This window comes from Sphingopyxis sp. (assembly GCF_050725655.1).
GTDB lineage: Bacteria > Pseudomonadota > Alphaproteobacteria > Sphingomonadales > Sphingomonadaceae > Sphingopyxis.
Genome location: NZ_JBOHHT010000070.1, coordinates 77,308 through 94,674, shown reverse-complemented (window position 1 = coordinate 94,674; position 17,367 = coordinate 77,308). Strand labels below are relative to the sequence as shown.

Annotated in this window: 15 protein-coding genes; 9 read left to right on the top strand and 6 right to left on the bottom strand. The window is 63.5% G+C overall.

What is annotated here, in order from left to right:
- Positions 1 to 136 precede the first annotated feature (136 nt).
- Positions 137 to 2,800, top strand: a complete 2,664-nt coding sequence (locus tag ACREBX_RS10060; RefSeq protein WP_431561606.1) for a TonB-dependent receptor — start codon at positions 137 to 139, stop codon at positions 2,798 to 2,800.
- 114 nt (positions 2,801 to 2,914) lie between these two features.
- Here the strand turns inward: ACREBX_RS10060 and ACREBX_RS10055 are convergent, their stop codons facing one another.
- The gene (locus tag ACREBX_RS10055) at positions 2,915 to 5,899 is read right to left on the bottom strand and encodes a TonB-dependent receptor (protein ID WP_431561605.1); all 2,985 of its coding nucleotides are present in this window, start codon (positions 5,897 to 5,899) and stop codon (positions 2,915 to 2,917) included.
- Positions 5,900 to 6,334: 435 nt separating this feature from the next.
- Between ACREBX_RS10055 and folE the strand changes: the two genes are divergently transcribed.
- Together folE and ACREBX_RS10045 are read left to right on the top strand one after the other, a co-directional pair.
- The gene (gene folE, locus ACREBX_RS10050) at positions 6,335 to 6,937 is read left to right on the top strand and encodes a GTP cyclohydrolase I FolE (RefSeq protein WP_431561604.1); all 603 of its coding nucleotides are present in this window, start codon (positions 6,335 to 6,337) and stop codon (positions 6,935 to 6,937) included.
- Positions 6,938 to 6,939: 2 nt separating this feature from the next.
- The gene (locus ACREBX_RS10045) at positions 6,940 to 7,449 is read left to right on the top strand and encodes a hypothetical protein (protein WP_431561603.1); all 510 of its coding nucleotides are present in this window, start codon (positions 6,940 to 6,942) and stop codon (positions 7,447 to 7,449) included.
- 119 nt (positions 7,450 to 7,568) lie between these two features.
- On the opposite strand, the gene rplI is transcribed toward ACREBX_RS10045, so the two are convergent.
- The 4 genes from rplI to ACREBX_RS10025 form a co-directional block, all read right to left on the bottom strand.
- The gene (rplI, locus tag ACREBX_RS10040) at positions 7,569 to 8,204 is read right to left on the bottom strand and encodes a 50S ribosomal protein L9 (protein WP_431561602.1); all 636 of its coding nucleotides are present in this window, start codon (positions 8,202 to 8,204) and stop codon (positions 7,569 to 7,571) included.
- Positions 8,205 to 8,218: 14 nt separating this feature from the next.
- Positions 8,219 to 8,443, bottom strand: coding sequence for a 30S ribosomal protein S18 (gene rpsR, locus ACREBX_RS10035; protein WP_431561601.1), 225 nt, complete (start codon positions 8,441 to 8,443; stop codon positions 8,219 to 8,221).
- Positions 8,444 to 8,454: 11 nt separating this feature from the next.
- Complete coding sequence (gene rpsF, locus ACREBX_RS10030) at positions 8,455 to 8,823, bottom strand: 30S ribosomal protein S6 (RefSeq protein ID WP_431561600.1); 369 nt, start codon at positions 8,821 to 8,823, stop codon at positions 8,455 to 8,457.
- 158 nt (positions 8,824 to 8,981) lie between these two features.
- Positions 8,982 to 10,370, bottom strand: coding sequence for a Mur ligase family protein (locus tag ACREBX_RS10025; RefSeq protein WP_431561599.1), 1,389 nt, complete (start codon positions 10,368 to 10,370; stop codon positions 8,982 to 8,984).
- 90 nt (positions 10,371 to 10,460) lie between these two features.
- Here ACREBX_RS10025 and ACREBX_RS10020 point away from each other — a divergent pair, with 90 nt between their 5' ends.
- Genes ACREBX_RS10020 through ACREBX_RS10005 form a run of 4 tightly spaced genes read left to right on the top strand, consistent with a single transcriptional unit; the run spans position 10,461 to position 13,610 of the window.
- On the top strand, positions 10,461 to 11,288 hold the full coding sequence (locus ACREBX_RS10020; RefSeq protein WP_431561598.1) for an LD-carboxypeptidase: 828 nt from the start codon (positions 10,461 to 10,463) through the stop codon (positions 11,286 to 11,288).
- Between the two features lie 44 nt (positions 11,289 to 11,332).
- Positions 11,333 to 12,271, top strand: coding sequence for an ACP S-malonyltransferase (gene fabD, locus ACREBX_RS10015; protein ID WP_431561597.1), 939 nt, complete (start codon positions 11,333 to 11,335; stop codon positions 12,269 to 12,271).
- 25 nt (positions 12,272 to 12,296) lie between these two features.
- Complete coding sequence (fabG, locus tag ACREBX_RS10010; RefSeq protein ID WP_431561596.1) at positions 12,297 to 13,037, top strand: 3-oxoacyl-[acyl-carrier-protein] reductase; 741 nt, start codon at positions 12,297 to 12,299, stop codon at positions 13,035 to 13,037.
- A 33-nt stretch (positions 13,038 to 13,070) separates the two neighbouring features.
- The gene (locus ACREBX_RS10005) at positions 13,071 to 13,610 is read left to right on the top strand and encodes a hypothetical protein (protein WP_431561595.1); all 540 of its coding nucleotides are present in this window, start codon (positions 13,071 to 13,073) and stop codon (positions 13,608 to 13,610) included.
- Between the two features lie 61 nt (positions 13,611 to 13,671).
- On the opposite strand, the gene ACREBX_RS10000 is transcribed toward ACREBX_RS10005, so the two are convergent.
- On the bottom strand, positions 13,672 to 15,798 hold the full coding sequence (locus ACREBX_RS10000; RefSeq protein ID WP_431561594.1) for a TonB-dependent receptor: 2,127 nt from the start codon (positions 15,796 to 15,798) through the stop codon (positions 13,672 to 13,674).
- A 193-nt stretch (positions 15,799 to 15,991) separates the two neighbouring features.
- On the opposite strand from ACREBX_RS10000, the gene ACREBX_RS09995 reads away from it, so the two are divergent.
- On the top strand, positions 15,992 to 16,969 hold the full coding sequence (locus ACREBX_RS09995) for a cysteine synthase A (protein WP_431561593.1): 978 nt from the start codon (positions 15,992 to 15,994) through the stop codon (positions 16,967 to 16,969).
- Complete coding sequence (locus ACREBX_RS09990) at positions 16,966 to 17,364, top strand: hypothetical protein (protein ID WP_431561592.1); 399 nt, start codon at positions 16,966 to 16,968, stop codon at positions 17,362 to 17,364. Before ACREBX_RS09995 ends, ACREBX_RS09990 begins: the two co-directional genes overlap by 4 nt.
- Positions 17,365 to 17,367: the final 3 nt, after the last annotated feature.

Sequence of the window (17,367 nt, the reverse complement as noted above, 5' to 3'; positions counted from 1 at the left end):
GAATTGACGGAAATCGGCCGTTTCGCGCGTGCGCGCGTTGACGTCGCCGGGCGGCGCGTTAGACCGGGCGCTTACCACTGGGCATCTCCCGATAAGCCTTTGGCTGCGCTTCGGTGGGTTTGGAGAGAGACTGAATATGACTTTGCGCAACATTTTGTTGGGCGCCACCGTGTTGTGCGCCGCCACCACCCCCGTTTATGCCTTCGCCCAGGACGCCGCGCCGGCTGACGCCGGAACGGCGGTCGACGACACCGATTATGGCAACGACATCATCGTCACCGCCAGCAAGCGTTCGCAGACGCTGCAGGACACGCCCGTCGCCGTTTCGGTGACGACGGCAGCGGCGCTCGAAGAATCGCAGATCCGCGACCTCATCGATCTGCAGTCGTCGGTCCCCAGCTTGCGCGTGTCGCAGCTCCAGTCGAGCGCGAACACCAACTTCATCATTCGCGGCTTCGGTAACGGTGCCAACAACGCCGGCATCGAACCGTCGGTCGGCGTATTCATCGACGGCGTCTATCGTTCGCGTTCGGCCGCCCAGATCGGCGATCTTCCGAACGTGGAGCGCATCGAAGTGCTGCGCGGTCCGCAGTCGACCCTGTTCGGCAAGAATGCCTCGGCAGGCGTCATCAGCATCGTCACCCAGAAGCCGCAATATGAATTCGGCGGCTCGGCCGAAGTCAGCTACGGCAATTACAACGCGATCACCGTCAAGGGCAACGTGACCGGCCCGATCAGCGACACCGTCGCCTTCTCGATCGGCGGCAGCTACAACCGCCGCGACGGCTATGCGCAGGATCTGAAGCTCGACACCGACGTCAACGACCGCAATCGCTGGGGCGTGCGCGGCCAGCTGTTGTTCGAACCGGCCGACGCGCTGTCGATCCGCCTGATCGGTGACTATGACAAGATCGATGAAAATTGCTGCATCGCGGGCAACGTCATCGCCGGCCCGACCGTCGCGATCACCAACGCGCTTGCCGGCGGTCCCAGCGTCGACGCCAACAATCCCTTCTCGTACGACGTCTACAACAATTTCCTGTCGATGAACGAGATCGAGAATTACGGCGGTTCGGCCCAGATCGACTATGATCTCGGCAATCTCGCGCTGACCTCGATCACCGCGTACCGCAAGGTCAAGGCGCTGACCAACCAGGATTCGGACTTCACCGGTGCCGACCTGATTGGCGAGAACAGTCAGGATCTGGGGATCGACACCTTCACGCAGGAATTCCGGGTCACCTCGGATTTCGACGGCCCGCTGAACTTCCTGATCGGCGGTTATTATTTCAACGAAAAGATCGACCAAAAGAACGACATCCGCTTCGGCGCCGATTTCCGCCCCTATGCCGGTGCGTTGATCAATCCCGCGGCGGTTCTGACCTCGCCGAATCCGCGGGCGGCCGGAAACGCGGTGGTTTCGGGTCTTGAACAGCAGATCGGCAGCATCCTCGGCAATCCGGCGCAGTTTGCGGGTCAGTTCTTTCGGCAGGGCGACGGCCTCGACGAAGCCTATCGCCTGAAGGACGAAGCCTTCTCGATCTTCGGGACGGTCGATTTCGAAGTCACCGACCGGCTGACCTTCACGCTCGGTGCCAACTATACCAAGGACCGCAAGCGTTTCTCGACCAACGTCATCAGCACCGATCGCTTCTCGGGCCTCGACCTGGTGTCGACGGGTCGCACGGCGATCACCCAACAGGGCATCGCGACGACCGTCGGCAACGCACTGGGTCTTGGGCGTCCCGCAACCGCGGCCGAAGTCGGCGGCTTTGCGCAGGCGCAACCTGCCGCGTTCGGCCAGATCAGTGCCGGGGCAGCAGCGTTCGCAACCGCGAACCAGAACAACCCGGCGGTCAATCCGCTGCTGGCACTGCGGCCGCTGCAGTTCCTGCCGCCGTTCCTCAACGTCCCGAACGCGGTCGAAGATGGCAAGACCAACGACGGCGACCTTTCGTACAGCGTGCGTGCCGCCTATGAGCTCACCGACACGGTCAATATCTATGCGACCTATGCGACGGGCTTCAAGGCGAGCTCGGTCAACCTGTCGCGCGACAGCCGTCCGCTGGCGTCGGACCTGCCGGCGATCATCTCGGGCGGGCTTGGCGTGCCGAACCTGACCTCGGGCTCGCGCTTCGCCAATCCTGAAGAATCGACCGTCTATGAATTCGGTTTGAAGGGCCAGTGGGACGTTGCGGCAGTGAACATCGCGGTGTTCAAACAGTCGATCAAGGGCTTCCAGTCGAACATTTTTACCGGCACGGGCTTCGCGCTCGCGAACGCGGGCAAGCAGTCGACGTTCGGTATCGAGTTCGACGGATCGGTGCGTCCGGTCGACGGGCTCAACCTGACGCTGGCGGCGACCTACCTCGACGCGAAGTACGACAGCTTTATCAATTCGGCGTTCGGCGACATCTCGGGCTCGACGCCCGCGGGCATCCCCGAACTGTCGATGTCGCTTGGCGGCACCTACACGCATGAATTTGCGGGCGGGACAAAGGCGATCGCGCACGTCGACTATGCGTATGAAAGTCCGGTCCAGATCGTCGAAGGTCTCGGCGGATTCCCGCCGGCGCAGGGGTTGCTGATCGCGCAGAATCTGAAGCGCGAGGTCAACTCGCTCAACGCATCGTTCACGATCCGCCTGACCAACGGCCTCGACGTCGGCGTGTGGGGCCGCAACCTCACGAACGCGCAGTACCTCACGACGGTCTTCCCGGCGGTGGCGCAGGCGGGCAGCGTCTCGGGCTACCCGAGCCAGCCGCGCACTTACGGCGGGACCATTCGCTACAAATTCTGATCGTGAGCAGGGCTGGGGCGCTTCTCGCTCCCCGGCTGCACACGGAAGACAAAAAGAAAACCCCGGCCTCTCGATCGAGAGGCCGGGGTTTTTGTTAGCGTTGCCGCCTGCGCTTTAGAACTTCACACCGGCCGCGATGCCATAGCGGCGCGGTTCGAGCGTGAAGATATTGGTGTAATTACCCGACGACTGGTCGGTGATATACAGGCCGGTGACGCTGTTGGCGTCGAAGACATTCTGGATGAAGCCTTTGACATACCATTTGTCGTCGGGCCCGTTGAACTGCAGCTGGGCATTGACCTGGGCATAGCCTTTGATCTTGTTGACGTTGCCGTTGAAAATGCTGCCATAGCTTTCACCCGTATAGGCGAGGTCGACACGCGGGACGAGCGTCATGTCGTTACCGCCCAGATGCGCCGTATACTGGATGCCGGCGCTGAACTTGTAGTTCGGCGCCTGCGGCAACTGGTTGCCCTTGATGTTGACCGGGACACCGGCGGAGAAATATTCGATCCCGCCGAAGTTTGCCGGAGTGAGGCCCGCCGCGGCGAACGCCCCGGCTGCCGCGGCTTCCATCACCGAACAGATGCTGAATGCACCGGTCGAAGCGATGCCGCCGTCGCTCGGGAAGACCGTCGTCGGCCGCAGGCCGGCGCCGGCCTGCACCCCGGGGACGAAGCCGCCGTTGATGACCTGCTGAACCCCGTTCACGAAGGCGTTGACCCCGACTGCATTGCCCGTCCGCGAACCAACAGCGCAGTTTGCGGCGTTGGTGATGTCCTTGATGATCACCGCATCAGCCCGGCCGCCGCCAAAATCGCGCGGGTTGCTGGTGAACTTGTCGTCGGTCACCTTGCTGTGCAGATAGCTGAAGCCCAGATTGACGACCACGTCGGGATCGGGGCGGACGATAGCTTCGGCTTCGAAGCCGTAGATATCGGCGCTGACATTGTCGTTGACCGCGGTGCGGGCGACGATCTTGCTGAGCTGAAGGTCCTTATATTTATAGTAGAAGGCCGTCAGGTTCAGCTGGAGCGCGCCGTTGCCGAAACTGTTCTTCGATCCGATTTCAAAAGCGTCGACCTGTTCGGGTTTGAACGATTCGGGCACCGCGAAAATCGGCTGCAGCGGCGGGTTGATACCGCCCGATTTATAGCCCCGCGAGTAGGATGCGTAGATCAGATTATCGTCGGTGATCTTGAAGTCTAGCACCGCGCGGCCCGTGAGTTTGTTGAATTTTACGGTGCGCGCCTGGATGATCTGATTGCCCGGCGTGCCCGGATCGGCGTCGAACGATCCGACGAAGGGCGAATCAAAGACGCTTCCGGTTCCGCCATGCGGAGCAAGGAAGCTTGCCAGCGTCGACCGCGCCGTCACGCTCTTCTTGTCGTTGTTGTAGCGCAGGCCCGCGGTGAGTTTCAGGCGATCGCTAAACTCGAAATAGGCTTCGCCGAACAAACCGTAGGAGGTGATCTTCAGATCGTCGGTGTTGTTGCGGAAGAAGGGAGTCGCCAGGAACGACGGCGGGAGTGGTCCGCCTGCGGCCGGTGGATTGGTTGCCGCTGTGAATGCGCCCAACACGCCCGTCAGATAATCGATCGGGAAGGCGTTCACATAATAGCTGTTCTCGGTCAGGTGATAATCGGCATAGATGCCGCCGACCAGGAAGTTGAACGGCCCATCGAGGTCGCTCGACAGGATGCTTTCGACCGACCAGCTGCTGTTATATTGGTTCGACCGGTCGAACTGCAGCGACTGGTCGCTACAGATTTTGTTGCCGCCGAAGCTGCCGTATCCGGTTTCTTCCGCCTGCGACACGCAAAGCTGGCCCGCTGGACCGTTCGGAATGATCGCCGCGGCGACGGGTCGAAAATAGGGCGTGAACGCCGCGCCGAGGGCGCCGTTCGCTGCGGCCTGCAACGTGGCGAGACCGGTCGCATAGAGCGCGCGGTTACCGACATTGCTGTTATAGTCCTGCGAGGCGTCCAGCTTGACCTTCTGATACTGGCCCGAAACCTGCAGCGAGACCGGCCCGAAATTATGCTCGATCTGGCCCTGCAGCGTCAGTTCGCTGGTGAAATATTCGGGCGTGTAGGCAGTGTTTACCGTCCGCGGGTCCGACGGGATCGTCGTGTTGGCATAGACGTCGGGGCCGTACAGGCTGCCCAGCGCAAACGCCTGCGGAATGCCCCGGATCGCCAGGAATTCGCGCGAGGTCAGCGCCGCGGTGAAGGTCGCGTTGCCGTTGAAGGGCGAATTGTCGAGGCGACTGTTCAAGCAACCCAGAATGCCGGTCGGGTCGCGCTGGCAAAGCTGTTTCTGAATGCGCGTGCGTTTGTCCTTTTCACGGAAATAGGACGCCAGCAGGTCGATCGTCGTGTCGGGCGAAGGCTCCCAACGCAGCGAACCGCGGACCGAATAAAGGTCGCGGTCGTCGATGCGCGTGTCGAGGAAGCTGTTCTTCGTGTAGCCGTCGCGGTTGAGGTAAATGCCCGCGACGCGGAAGGCCATCGTGTCGCCAAGCGGGATATTGACCATCGCCTTGCCCTTCATGGAATCATAATTTCCATATTCGGCTTCGGCGGCCGCCTCGAATTTGCCGAGTTTGGGTTTGGCGGTGATGACGTTGACCACGCCCGACGTCGCGTTGCGGCCGAACAGCGTGCCCTGCGGTCCGCGCAGCACCTCGATACGTTCGAGGTCATAGAATTCGGTTTCGAACAGGCGGGTCGAAAACAGCGGGTCGCCGTTCAGGTGGATCGCGGTCGCGCTGTCGCAGGTCGTGCCGACGCAAAGATCGCCGATACCGCGGATCGTGAAGCTGGCGCCCGTGAAGTTGGTCTTGGTGAAGGTGACGTTGGGCAGGGTCAGCTGAAGATCCGACGGGGTCTTGATCTGCTGCGCTTCGAGCGCCTCGGTCGAGAAGGCGCTGACCGCGATCGGCACGTCCTGAAGACGCTCCGACTGGCGCTGCGCCGTGACGACGATTTCGCCGCCGAAAGCATCGCGTTCCACTTCTTCCGCCGCGTCCTGTGCAAATGCCGGCGTCGCCACCGTCATCGCAAGGATCGAGGTTCCGATCAGTGCCTTGAACTTCATCTATAGCCTCCCTTTTTCGATCCCGCGAGGTGCGGGGCCGCCCAACGTCAAATTGTGGTAAGGGGAGGGGAAACGACCAGACATGGCAAAGGGCACCGGGCCAAAGCGGCCATGTGCCCTCGTGAATCCCACTTGCCAGCTGTGCTGGTCATCGTCCTCTCCCACCGGCGTCGGGGAAAACGCCGGCCTCTCCGGAATACGACCCGCTTGAGCGAGTTCTGTATGGCGCCAAAGGTGCGCCGAGTTGACGAAAGCGTCAAGTGACTTGTTAGGCCCAAAAAAGGACGCGAAACCGCGCGTCTTGGAACCGACAAAAAGCCAAGATTCCGCAACGTAAACTTGCGGGGCTGGCATAAATTCTTCTTGTCCGGGTCTTGCTTATCGGCTCTTGGGGGTCGAAATGTGCGACAAGATGGCAACAGTGAAAGCGGGGCGATGAGCGACAGCAAAACCGAGTTGGGACCGGACGGCAAGGTGGTCGTCCCCGACCATGTCGCGGACGCGGTGCGGACGCTGATCGAGTGGGCGGGCGACGATCCGGCGCGCGAAGGACTGCTCGATACACCGCGCCGCGTCGCGCGCGCGTGGAAGGAATATTGTTCGGGCTATGCCGACGATCCTGCGCTCCACCTGTCGCGCACCTTCCAGGAAGTCGGCGGCTATGACGAGATCGTGCTGCTGCGCGACATTCCGTTCCAGTCGCACTGCGAACATCATATGGCGCCGATTACCGGCAAGGCGTCGATCGCTTACCTGCCGCGCGACCGGGTCGTCGGCATTTCGAAGCTCGCGCGGGTTCTCAACGGTTATGCGCGGCGGTTGCAGGTGCAGGAACGGCTGACCGCCGAAGTCGCCAAGTGCATCTGGGACAATCTCCAGCCGCAGGGCGTCGCCGTGGTTATCGATGCGCAGCATGGCTGCATGACCGGCCGCGGGGTGCGCACGCCGGGGGTCGGCATGGTGACAAGCCGGTTGCTCGGCTGTTTTCTGAACGACCAGAGCAGCCGCAAGGAAGTGCTGAGCCTGATGGGTTATTGACGATGCGCTGGCGGCGGCGGCGCAACCATTCGTTCCGTGCCAGACTGCGCGCCTTTCAGGAAATGCGCGGCGAGGCACCCGATGCGGGCTTTATCGCCGATCTCGAGTTTCTCGAGAATCGCGACCTGGACCTGTCCGTTCGCCTCGGCGGGCTCCTGGCGTTCAATGCGCTGGCGATCACGATCGGCACGCATCCGGTTTCGGCCAGCCCCGGCGCGCCGCTCAGCCTTGATGCCGTCACTCAGCCGTGGCTAACGATCGCCAGTCTGATTGGCATCGTGCCGCTGATCCTCTCAAGCTTCCTGTGCTTGCGCGCCCTGCTGCTCGGCGAAGAATTCGACAGCGACGGGCTCGAAAAGGCCGATGGGTTGCGGCAGCGCCTGTTCGCGGCCTTCACCCATTCGATCGATGCGCAGGCGCAATTGCTGTCCGCTGCGGTGCGCTTGACGATCGCCGGCGGTGCGCTGACGCTCGCGGTATGGGCCTGGATCCTGGCGGAAAAGATGATCTGACCAGCGATGGGTGACTTGTCGCCTGTGCCTTCGCAGGAATAGCGATGAAGAAAAAGGCTCCGGAACGCTGGGTTCCGGAGCCTTTTTCGTTGTTTCGCAAAGCGAAGAGAAGGAATGGATTATTCCTTGTCGGCCTCGTCTTCGCCCGCAGCCGGAGCTTCCTCGGCAGCCCGTTCCGAAGGCGGCGTTGCGTCTTCGAATTCGTCTTCGCTGTCGGGTTCCAGCGCCGTGGCGACCGCCTCGGCCTGCTCTTCCTCGAACATCGCGGTGATGACGTCGATGCCCTGCTTCTGCATTTCGGCTTCGTCGGGCGAGCGCGCGACGTTGACGCCGACGGTCACGATGACTTCGGGGTGCAGCTTGACCTTGACGTCGACCAGGCCGAGCGCCTTGATCGGGCGTTCGAGTTCGACCATCGACTTGCCGAGGCCGGTAATGCCGTCTTCGGCAAGGGCGTCGACGATGTCGCGGACCGAAACCGAACCATAAAGCTGGCCGGTATTCGACGCCTGACGGATCAGGACGATCTGCTTGCCGTCGAAGTCCTTGGCGCGACCTTCGGCTTCGCCACGACGTTCGGCGTTGTCGGCCTCGATCTTGCCGCGGTTCGCTTCGAACAGCTTGCGGTTGGTGTCGTTCGCGCGCAGCGCCTTGTTGTTGGGCAACAAATAGTTGCGGGCAAAGCCGTTCTTGACGTTGACGACATCGCCGATGCCGCCGAGTTTCTCGATACGTTCGAGCAGGATGATTTCCATCGGACCAGCCCTCCTTACTTCACAATGTAGGGGAGCAGGCCGATGTGGCGCGAGCGCTTGATCGCTTTCGCCAGCTCACGCTGCTTCTTGGTGGACACCGCGGTGATCCGCGACGGGACGATCTTGCCACGCTCCGAGAGGTAACCCTGGAGCAGACGGACGTCCTTGAAATCGATGACCGGTGCGTCCTTCTGGCTGAAGGGGCAGGTCTTGCGGCGGCGGAAAAAGGGTCGTGCCATGATCGTTATCCTTATTCTTCGCCGTCGCGGTCACGGCCGCCACGACCGCCCCGACGTTCCTGCTTGCGCATCATTACCGACGGACCCTTTTCGAGTTCGTCGACCTTGATCGTGAGCCAGCGGATAATATCTTCGTTGATCGCAGCCTGACGCTCGATCTCTGCCACGGCTTCGCCCGACACTTCGGCCGACAACATCACATAATGACCCTTGCGGTTCTTCTGGATCTTGTAGGCGAGCTGCTTCAGGCCCCAGGTCTCGGTCTTGTGAACCGTGCCCTTATATTCGCCGATGACGTTGGTGACGGTTTCCGCCAACGCGTCGACCTGAGCCTGGCTCAGGTCCTGACGCGCGATAAAAACATGCTCGTAAAACGGCATGGTGCGCTTCCTTCGATTTGGCCGATCGCTGGTTTTGCGCCAATCGCAAAACCCCTCCGGCTGTCGTCAAGCTTTACGGATTGGTGCAAAGCAAACGGGGCGATGGCAACGTGGCCTCGCCCCGAATGAGCGCGCCTATACAGATTCGCGGGCGGAAATCAAGCGGAGAGCGCCAGCTTTCCCAGCAGTTCGCGCCCGAATTCGGTGAGCGTGTCGTCGCGCGCGCCGAGGATGAGGATGCGGTCGCCTGCTTTTGCTTCGTCAAGTATCGCTGCACCGCACGCCGCGCGAGTGGTCATGTGCACCGCATCGGCGCCGCCCGCGACGATGTCGGCGACGAGCGCCTCGCTGCCGATGCTGCGGTCGACGGTGCCGCCGAAATAGACGGGGTCGCACACGAACAGCCGGTCATCGGGGCGCATCCCGGCTGCAAAGCTTGCCGCCAGTTCCTTGCCCATCTGGCGTAGCGGGCCATAGCCGTGCGGCTGGAAGAAGAGCATGGCACGGCCCGGAAGCTCGGCAACCGCTGCCAACGTCGCCGCGACCTTGTCGGGATTGTGCGCGAAATCGTCGATGACCGTCACGCCGCCCGCTTGCCCGAGCACTTCGTAGCGGCGCGCAAGGCCGGCGAAATCCGCCAGCGCCTCAACAGCCTGCGCCACGGTGGCGCCCACCGCATGCGCGGCGGCGATGGCGGCGAGCGCGTTGGCGGCATTGTGGCGGCCGGGCATGCGAAGCTTCACCCGATAGGCGGTGCCATCGGCATGGACGGCGAAGCGGCAGCCGTCGGACAGCGCCTCGAAATCGCTGCCGCGGATCGTCGCCGCGTCGTCGAAGCCAAAGGTCACGACATTGTGCCCCAACAACAGCGGCGCGGACTCGGCATCATCGGCATTGACCACCGCGACCCGCGCCTTCGCGGCAAAGTCGCCGAAGAGCTGGTGCAATTCAGCGAGGCTCTTGTGATCCAGGCTGATGTTGGTGATGACCGCGACATCGGGCCGGTAGAGTGCGATCGACCCGTCGCTTTCATCGACCTCGCTGACGTAGATGGCGGCGTCGCCGACGAGCGCGCTGGCAAAGGGCATGTCGGCACCTGCGAAGTTGCGCATCACCGCGCCGTTCATCACCGTCGGCTTTTTGTCCGCACTTTCGAGGATCCAGCCGATCATTCCGGTGACGGTCGACTTGCCGCTCGTCCCGCCAACACCGATCGCGCTGTCGGCGGCGTTGAACAAGGCGGCATTGAGGTCGGCGCGCGTCATCCGCGGCAGGCCGAGCGCATTGGCCGCAGCAATATCGGGAACGCTATCCTCGATCGCCGCCGACGCGACGAGTATCTGGCCGGCTTTGGGTCCGCTGCCATCCTGCGGATAGAAAGCGATGCCCTGGCTTTCGAGCCAGGCGAATTTCCCGGGCGTCCGGCCCTGGTCGCGGCTGCGATCCGACCCTGAAACCGCGTCGCCGCGCGCGGCGACGATCATCGCGAGCGGCAGCATGCCCGACCCGCCGATGCCGCAGAAGAAATAGGATTTGTTTTCGGCCATCGCGGCGCGATATGGCTTTGACGAAGGCTTTGCAACCGCACCCGCCGCAATAACCGCTCGTGTCGAGCGGATCGAGGAATCAGCCAGTCCATGCGTATCGGCATTACTGCCCCGTCGACCCCGATCCTGCCCGATGATGCGGAGGCCGTGCGCGCGCTCGCAAGCCTCGGCTATCCCGACGTCGAACTCATATTCGACCCGCAATGCTTCGCCGTCCACGGTCATTTCGCGGGCGAGGATGGCCACCGCTTCGCGGCGCTCGTCGAGATGGCGAACCGTCCCGATATCGACGCCATCTGGTTCGCGCGCGGCGGTTATGGCGCGTGCCGGATCGCCGAGGACGCCGTCGCGGCGATGACTGACGTCGCGCGGCGCAAGGCATTCCTCGGCTATTCGGATCAGGGCAATCTGCTCGGTGCGCTCTATCGCGAGGGGTTCGACCATGTCGCGCACGGGCCGATGGTTGCCGATATCCGCCGCGACGGCGGCGATGCGGCGGTGCTGCGCGCGCTCGACTGGCTCGTCGCGCGCGATCCGGCGGCGTGCGAGCCCGGCCTGCAGCACGGCGCGCGCCATGCGGCGTTCAACCTGATGACGCTGTCGATGCTGCTCGGCACCCCGCTCGAACCCGATCTTTCAGGCCATGTCGTGCTGGTCGAGGAGGTGAGCGAATATCTCTACGCCTTCGACCGCGCCTTCTTTCATGTCGCGACATATCTCGGCCCGCGCGGGCTGGCGGGATTGCGGCTGGGGCGGGTCGGCGACATTCCGGAAAACGACCGTCCTTTCGGAATGGAGGCCGACGAGATCGCCCGCGATTGGTGCGGTCGCACCGGCATCCCCTGGCTCGGCCGCGCGGACATCGGCCACGATGCGGCGAACAAGGTCGTGCCCTTCGGCTTGCATCGCGCGGGGTGAAGGAATAGGCGCGCGGTAACGAATACCACCGCAGGGGACGCAATATGCGCGCATTCATTTTTCCGGGTCAGGGCAGCCAGGCCGTCGGCATGGGCAAGGCATTGTCGGACGCTTCGCCGGTCGCGCGCGAAGTGTTCCAGGAGGTCGACGAGGCGCTCGGCCAGAAGCTGTTCCAGCTGATGAGCGAAGGACCGGCGGAAGATCTGATGCTCACCGAAAACGCCCAGCCGGCGATCATGGCGAATGCCGTTGCGACGCTGCGCGTGCTCGAAAAGGAAGGCGGCGTGACGCTCTCGGCCAAGGCCGATTATGTCGCGGGCCACAGCCTTGGCGAATATAGCGCGCTGTGCGCCGCGGGGGCATTCGACCTCGCGACCACCGCCCGTCTTCTTAAAACGCGCGGGCAGGCGATGCAGGCGGCGGTGCCCGTCGGTATCGGCGCGATGGCCGCATTGATCGGCGCCGATGTCGATACCGCGCAGAAGCTCGCCGATGCGGCCGCCGAAGGCGAGGTCTGCACCGTCGCCAACGACAACGACCCGTCGCAGGTCGTGATCTCGGGCCACAAGGGCGCGATCGAGCGCGCGGTCGCGCTGGTCAAGGATTTCGGTATCAAGCGCGGCCTGTTGCTGCCAGTATCGGCGCCTTTCCATTGCCCGTTGATGCAGCCCGCCGCCGACGCGATGGCGGAGGCGCTGGGAGCGAATCCGCCCGTCGCGCCGCTCATCCCCGTCGTCGCCAATGTGACAGCAAGCCCCGTCAGCGACCCCGACACGATCCGCGACCTGCTCGTCCAGCAGGTCACCGGCCGCGTCCGCTGGCGCGAGAGCGTCGGCGCGATGGCAGGCATCGGCGTCACACAGTTCGTCGAATTCGGCGGCAAGGTCCTCTCGCCGATGGTCAAGCGCAGCGCGAGCGAAGAGGTCGAGACGGTCAGCGTCATTTCGATGGATGACATCGAAGCGCTACTGAAGACGCTCTAATTTAATGATTTCAGGAGGAATTCAGATGTTCGATCTTACCGGCATGACCGCCCTCGTCACCGGCGCTTCGGGCGGTATCGGTTCGGCGATTGCGCAGGCGCTTGCGGCGCATGGCGCGCGGCTCGCGGTGTCGGGCTCCAATGCCGACAAGCTGAACGCCTTTCGCGACACGCTGGGCGGCGATCATGTCGCGTTGCCGTGCAACCTTGGCGATGCCGCCGCGGTCGATGCGCTCGTCCCCTCGGCGGTTGAAGCGCTTGGCCAGCTCGATATTCTCGTCAACAATGCCGGGGTGACGCGCGACAATCTGATCATGCGCATGAAGGACGACGAATGGTCGGACGTCATCCGCATCAACCTCGAAGCCAATTTTCGCCTCGCGCGCGCCGCCGCCAAGCCGATGATGAAGGCGCGTTTCGGCCGCATCATCTCGATCACCAGCGTCGTCGGCGCCACCGGCAACCCCGGGCAGGCCAATTATGCCGCGTCGAAGGCGGGTGTCACCGGCATGACCAAAGCGCTGGCGCAGGAACTCGCGAGCCGCGGCGTCACCGCGAACTGCATCGCGCCGGGCTTTATCGCCACCGCGATGACCGACGACCTGCCCGACGCCCAGAAAGAGGCGCTCAACCAGCGCATTCCGGCCGGCCGGATGGGTGAGGGGAGCGATATTGCTGCCGCCGTTGTCTATCTGGCGTCGAAAGAAGCGGGCTATGTCACCGGTCAGACGTTGCATGTGAACGGCGGGATGGCCATGCTGTCCTGAGGGGTCGCACCTCGAAGGCGGAAGGATTCGTCGATGCACAAGGGTCTGACGGCGGGCGTTGCGCTTGCCTTGGCGACGCTGCCGGGCGGGGTTCGGGCGCAGGAGGGCGAGAAGTTCGATTGCGTCGTCACGTCGGTTCCCAGCGGCACCAGGAACTCGATCGGCGCCGCGATGGCCGGTGGCGGCGACGAAGCATCGCGCGAGGCCCTGTTCAAACAGCTTGGCGCGGTCGCCGACGATTGCGTTACGCGCCATGGCATCACGGCTGAACAACAGGGCGTTTATTTCGACTACAGCCTCGCGCGCATTTCGCGCGAATGGCTGATGGGCGACATCGCAAAACTTGGTCTGTCGAGTGTGACCGTCGACAAGGCGCTCGATTTCGGTCCCGGCGGCGCGAACCCCGATCTGTCGGGCGACATGACCGAGGATCAGATCATGAAGATCGTCCAAGCCTATGTCGAAAGCGGTGTCGACATTGAAAAGGTCGACGGCGCCGCATGGGAAAAGGTTGGCGCCTATGCCGCGGCCACCTCGATCTACTGGAACAAGCGCAAGCTACTTGCCTTCTGAACCCGAACGGGCCGGATCCGGTTAAACCGGACCCGGCCCTCGGGACGAGCGGAGAGAGGGGTTAGAAGCTCGCCCGGGCTGTCAGCCGGAAATCGCGGCCGGCCAGTGGCACATAATCCTTGGTAAAGCTGGCGTGGCGGCGCGCTTCGACGTCGAAGATATTGTTCGCCGACAGGCTCAGCGTCAGATTCTTCGTGTCGGGAAGTGGGCGCCAGCTGAGCGAGGCGTTGACCAGCGTAAAGCCGTCGGTCGGCGTTTCGAACTGTGCGACGCGCGTCTGGTCGTCGGTCCATTCGACCTCGACGCGCGCATCGACGCGTTCGCCTTGCGCTTCGAGCCCGCCGAGGACGCGCAGCGCCGGAATGCGCGGCACGTTGCGGTCGAGGCCGGCGTTCTTGATCTTGGCGCGCGTCATGTCGGCGGTCACATCGCCGACGATGTTGAACCCGCCGATCTGCGCCAGCCGTGCGCTCGCCTCGGCTTCGAAGCCATAGACGCGCGCGTCGCGCTGGAAATATTGGAAGACGGGCAATTCATCCTCTTCTGCGCCCGTTGCGGCCGAATAGATGAAATTGTCGAACCAGTTCGAATAGCCGGTCAGGCTGAGGTTGAACGCGTCGGTCTTGATCTTGAACGAGGCTTCGGCGCCCCAGTTCGATTCGCGCTTCAAATTCGGATCGCCCAGCTCGAAGCTCTGCGTCGCGATGTGCGGACCGTTCGACAGCAGTTCCTCGGCCGACGGCGCCCGAACCGCCCGCGATACCGAGACGCCGAATTTCGCGCCCTCGAATATGTCATAGGTCGCGCCGAGCGCGCCCGAGAAGCTGTCGAAGCTGCGGTCGAAGCCCACCGTCTGCGCGCGCACATCGGTCTTTTCATACCGCGCCGCGGCTTCGAGCCCGAGCGGACCCATCGTATATTCCTGCAGCGTGAAGAGCGCGAACTGGTCGGTCAGGTTCCGCGGCACAAACGCCTCGGCGCCGACCGCATCGAAGTCGCGGTGGCTGTATTGCACGCCGCTCGCGCCGCGCCAGCCGCCGCGGTCGTTCTGCGCCAGTTCGATCCGGCCTTCGACGCCCTGGTTGGTGAAGACGGTGCCGACCTCGTCGCCCTCATACTCGGTGTGCTTGTAATCGGCGAAACCCGCACGGATGCGCAGCTTGTCGAAGAAACCGTCGCCCAGCTCGACTTCGCCGCGCAGGTCGGCGCGCCACTGCTTCATGCCGATGGTGACGGGGCCTTCGCCATGCTCATGGCCGCCTTCTTCTTCCTCGCCGCCATGATCATGCGCGGTGTTCGGCCGGTCGGGCACGCCGTAATTGGTGTCGAAATAGCCGATCGAAATGCCGAGCTGCCCGCCGTCGTTGATCAGCGACAGGCCGCCACCCGCGGTCCAGGTCTCGCTTTGCGTGTTGTCGATCTTGCCGCGTTTGCCCGCCTGTTCGCTCAGTTCGGCCGCTTCGCCCGGATGCCCGTCCTCGACTGCATGTTCGGCGAGGTGAAGCAGGTCGCCGCGAATGTCGGGGGCATAGACGAAGCCGCCGGTGCGGGCGTCGCCCGTCTTGCGCCAGCTGCCGTCGACATGCGCAACGATTTGCGAGCTCAGCGCGACGTCGATCGAGCTGCCGATGTTGCGGTCGTTGGCGGCGGTCGCGTAGCCGCCGATCGCGTCGATATGGACATGGTCGGTGGGGACTTTTCTGGGGATTCGACGGTCGAACATATTCACCGCGCCGCCGATCGCCTGGCTGCCGAACAGCAGCACCGCGGGGCCGCGCAGGATCTCGATGCGTTCGACCGTCAGCGGATCGATCGTCACCGCATGGTCGGCGGAGGTGTTCGACGCGTCGATCGACCCGATGCCGTCGGTCAGCACGCGCACACGTTCGCCCGAAAAGCCGCGGAGGACGGGGCGCGAAGCCCCGGGGGAAAAGCTCGTCGCCGACACGCCCGGCTGACGGGTCAGCGTGTCGCCGATCTGCCCGCGAATGTCGCGCGCCAGCTCGTCACCCTCGAGCACCGACACATTGCCGAGGATGTCGAGGCTGCGGACGTAAGGCGCGGTGACGACGATCGGCTCGCCGGTGTGCACATCGTCGTCACTGCCCGCGGCGGCGCGGTCCTGCGCATAGGCGGGGGCGGCGAGGAAGACGGCAAAGGTGAAACCGGCAGAGCAAAGCAAACGCATAAGGGGAGAGTCCTGTTGTTACGGCGACCTGTTGACGCGGCAGTAATGATATACTGTTACAATCGCAACCCTTGACGTGGCCCATGGCTGTCGTTCGTCGGACTTCGATGGCCGTTGGTCGACAAAGGCCGAACATTGGCAGGGCAAGCGAAGCTGTCTTGCGGGGCCGCAGGCGGCGCCCTAGATCATGCGCATGACTATTGCTGCAAACAGCCTCGACCTCATCGGCAACACCCCGCTGGTGCTGCTCAAGGGGCCGAGCGAAGCCACCGGCTGCGAAATCTGGGGCAAGTGCGAATATGCCAACCCCGGCGGATCGGTGAAGGACCGCGCCGCGCTCTATATCGTCCGCGATGCCGAAGCGAACGGGAGCTTGGCGCCTGGTGGCACGATCGTCGAGGGGACCGCAGGCAATACCGGCATCGGCCTCGCGCTCGTCGGCAATGCGCTCGGCTACAAGACGATCATCGTCATGCCCGACAACCAGAGCGCCGAGAAAATGGCGACGATCCGCGCCTTGGGTGCCGAACTGGTGCTCGTCCCGCCCGCGCCCTTCGCCAACCCCGGCCATTTCGTCCACACCTCGCGCCGCATCGCCGAAGAAACCGACAATGCGATCTGGGCCAACCAGTTCGACAATATCGCCAACCGCAAGTCGCACATCTTCGGCACTGCCGAAGAGATATGGGAGCAGATGGACGGCCGCATCGACGGCTTCACTTGCGCGGCGGGCACCGGCGGCACGATCGCAGGCACCGGGCTGGGGCTGAAGGCGCATAATTCCGACATCGTCATCGCGCTCACCGATCCGCACGGCGCGGGGCTTTATAATTACTATCAATGCGGCGAGCTGCGCGCCGAAGGCAGCAGCGTCGCCGAGGGCATCGGTCAGAACCGCATCACCGCCAATCTCGACGGCGCGCCGATCGATACCCAGTTCCGCATTTCGGATGCCGAGGGGCTCGCGGTGGTTCGCCAACTGCTCGACGAAGAGGGGCTATGCCTCGGCCTGTCGTCGGGGATCAATGTCGCCGGGGCGATGGCGCTCGCGCGGCAGCTAGGTCCGGGCAAGCGTATCGCAACTATTCTCTGCGACAGCGGATTTCGCTATCTCTCGACGCTCTACAACCCCGAATGGCTGGCGAGCAAAGGACTGGAGCAAGCGGCATGAGCGTGCGGATCGAAATTCCCTCGTCGCCCAAAGAGGCGCCGCCGCCACCCGCCACCGCGCCCGTCAACGACACGATGCGCCGCTTGCAGATCGGCATCGCGGGGGTGCTCACGGTGTTGCTGCTCGTCGGCATGGCCGGGCTGATCGGCGATCGCGCCCGGGAAAGCGCGGGCGGAGACACGACGTCTACCGCCGAAGTAAAGATGCCGGGAGATGAAGAAAAAACCAGTGGCGCGCCGTTGGAAGAGTTGGGCGTCCAGGCGGTGTCGCCCTCGTCGAAGGATGAAAATGCCGCGACGCCGGTAAAGGTGCCGCAGGCGACGCCACCGTCGTCGACCGTGCCCGACCTTGAGCCCGATCCCGCACTTCAGCGCGCGCGCCAGTCGAACCAGTGACGG

What these genes read in the sequence shown, in the direction of transcription:
- ACREBX_RS10060 (WP_431561606.1), top strand. Translation starts at nt 137, where the DNA reads ATGACTTTGCGCAACATTTTGTTGGGCGCCACCGTGTTGTGCGCCGCC.
- ACREBX_RS10055 (WP_431561605.1), bottom strand. Translation starts at nt 5,899, where the DNA reads ATGAAGTTCAAGGCACTGATCGGAACCTCGATCCTTGCGATGACGGTG.
- folE (WP_431561604.1), top strand. Translation starts at nt 6,335, where the DNA reads ATGAGCGACAGCAAAACCGAGTTGGGACCGGACGGCAAGGTGGTCGTC.
- ACREBX_RS10045 (WP_431561603.1), top strand. Translation starts at nt 6,940, where the DNA reads ATGCGCTGGCGGCGGCGGCGCAACCATTCGTTCCGTGCCAGACTGCGC.
- rplI (WP_431561602.1), bottom strand. Translation starts at nt 8,204, where the DNA reads ATGGAAATCATCCTGCTCGAACGTATCGAGAAACTCGGCGGCATCGGC.
- rpsR (WP_431561601.1), bottom strand. Translation starts at nt 8,443, where the DNA reads ATGGCACGACCCTTTTTCCGCCGCCGCAAGACCTGCCCCTTCAGCCAG.
- rpsF (WP_431561600.1), bottom strand. Translation starts at nt 8,823, where the DNA reads ATGCCGTTTTACGAGCATGTTTTTATCGCGCGTCAGGACCTGAGCCAG.
- ACREBX_RS10025 (WP_431561599.1), bottom strand. Translation starts at nt 10,370, where the DNA reads ATGGCCGAAAACAAATCCTATTTCTTCTGCGGCATCGGCGGGTCGGGC.
- ACREBX_RS10020 (WP_431561598.1), top strand. Translation starts at nt 10,461, where the DNA reads ATGCGTATCGGCATTACTGCCCCGTCGACCCCGATCCTGCCCGATGAT.
- fabD (WP_431561597.1), top strand. Translation starts at nt 11,333, where the DNA reads ATGCGCGCATTCATTTTTCCGGGTCAGGGCAGCCAGGCCGTCGGCATG.
- fabG (WP_431561596.1), top strand. Translation starts at nt 12,297, where the DNA reads ATGTTCGATCTTACCGGCATGACCGCCCTCGTCACCGGCGCTTCGGGC.
- ACREBX_RS10005 (WP_431561595.1), top strand. Translation starts at nt 13,071, where the DNA reads ATGCACAAGGGTCTGACGGCGGGCGTTGCGCTTGCCTTGGCGACGCTG.
- ACREBX_RS10000 (WP_431561594.1), bottom strand. Translation starts at nt 15,798, where the DNA reads ATGCGTTTGCTTTGCTCTGCCGGTTTCACCTTTGCCGTCTTCCTCGCC.
- ACREBX_RS09995 (WP_431561593.1), top strand. Translation starts at nt 15,992, where the DNA reads ATGACTATTGCTGCAAACAGCCTCGACCTCATCGGCAACACCCCGCTG.
- ACREBX_RS09990 (WP_431561592.1), top strand. Translation starts at nt 16,966, where the DNA reads ATGAGCGTGCGGATCGAAATTCCCTCGTCGCCCAAAGAGGCGCCGCCG.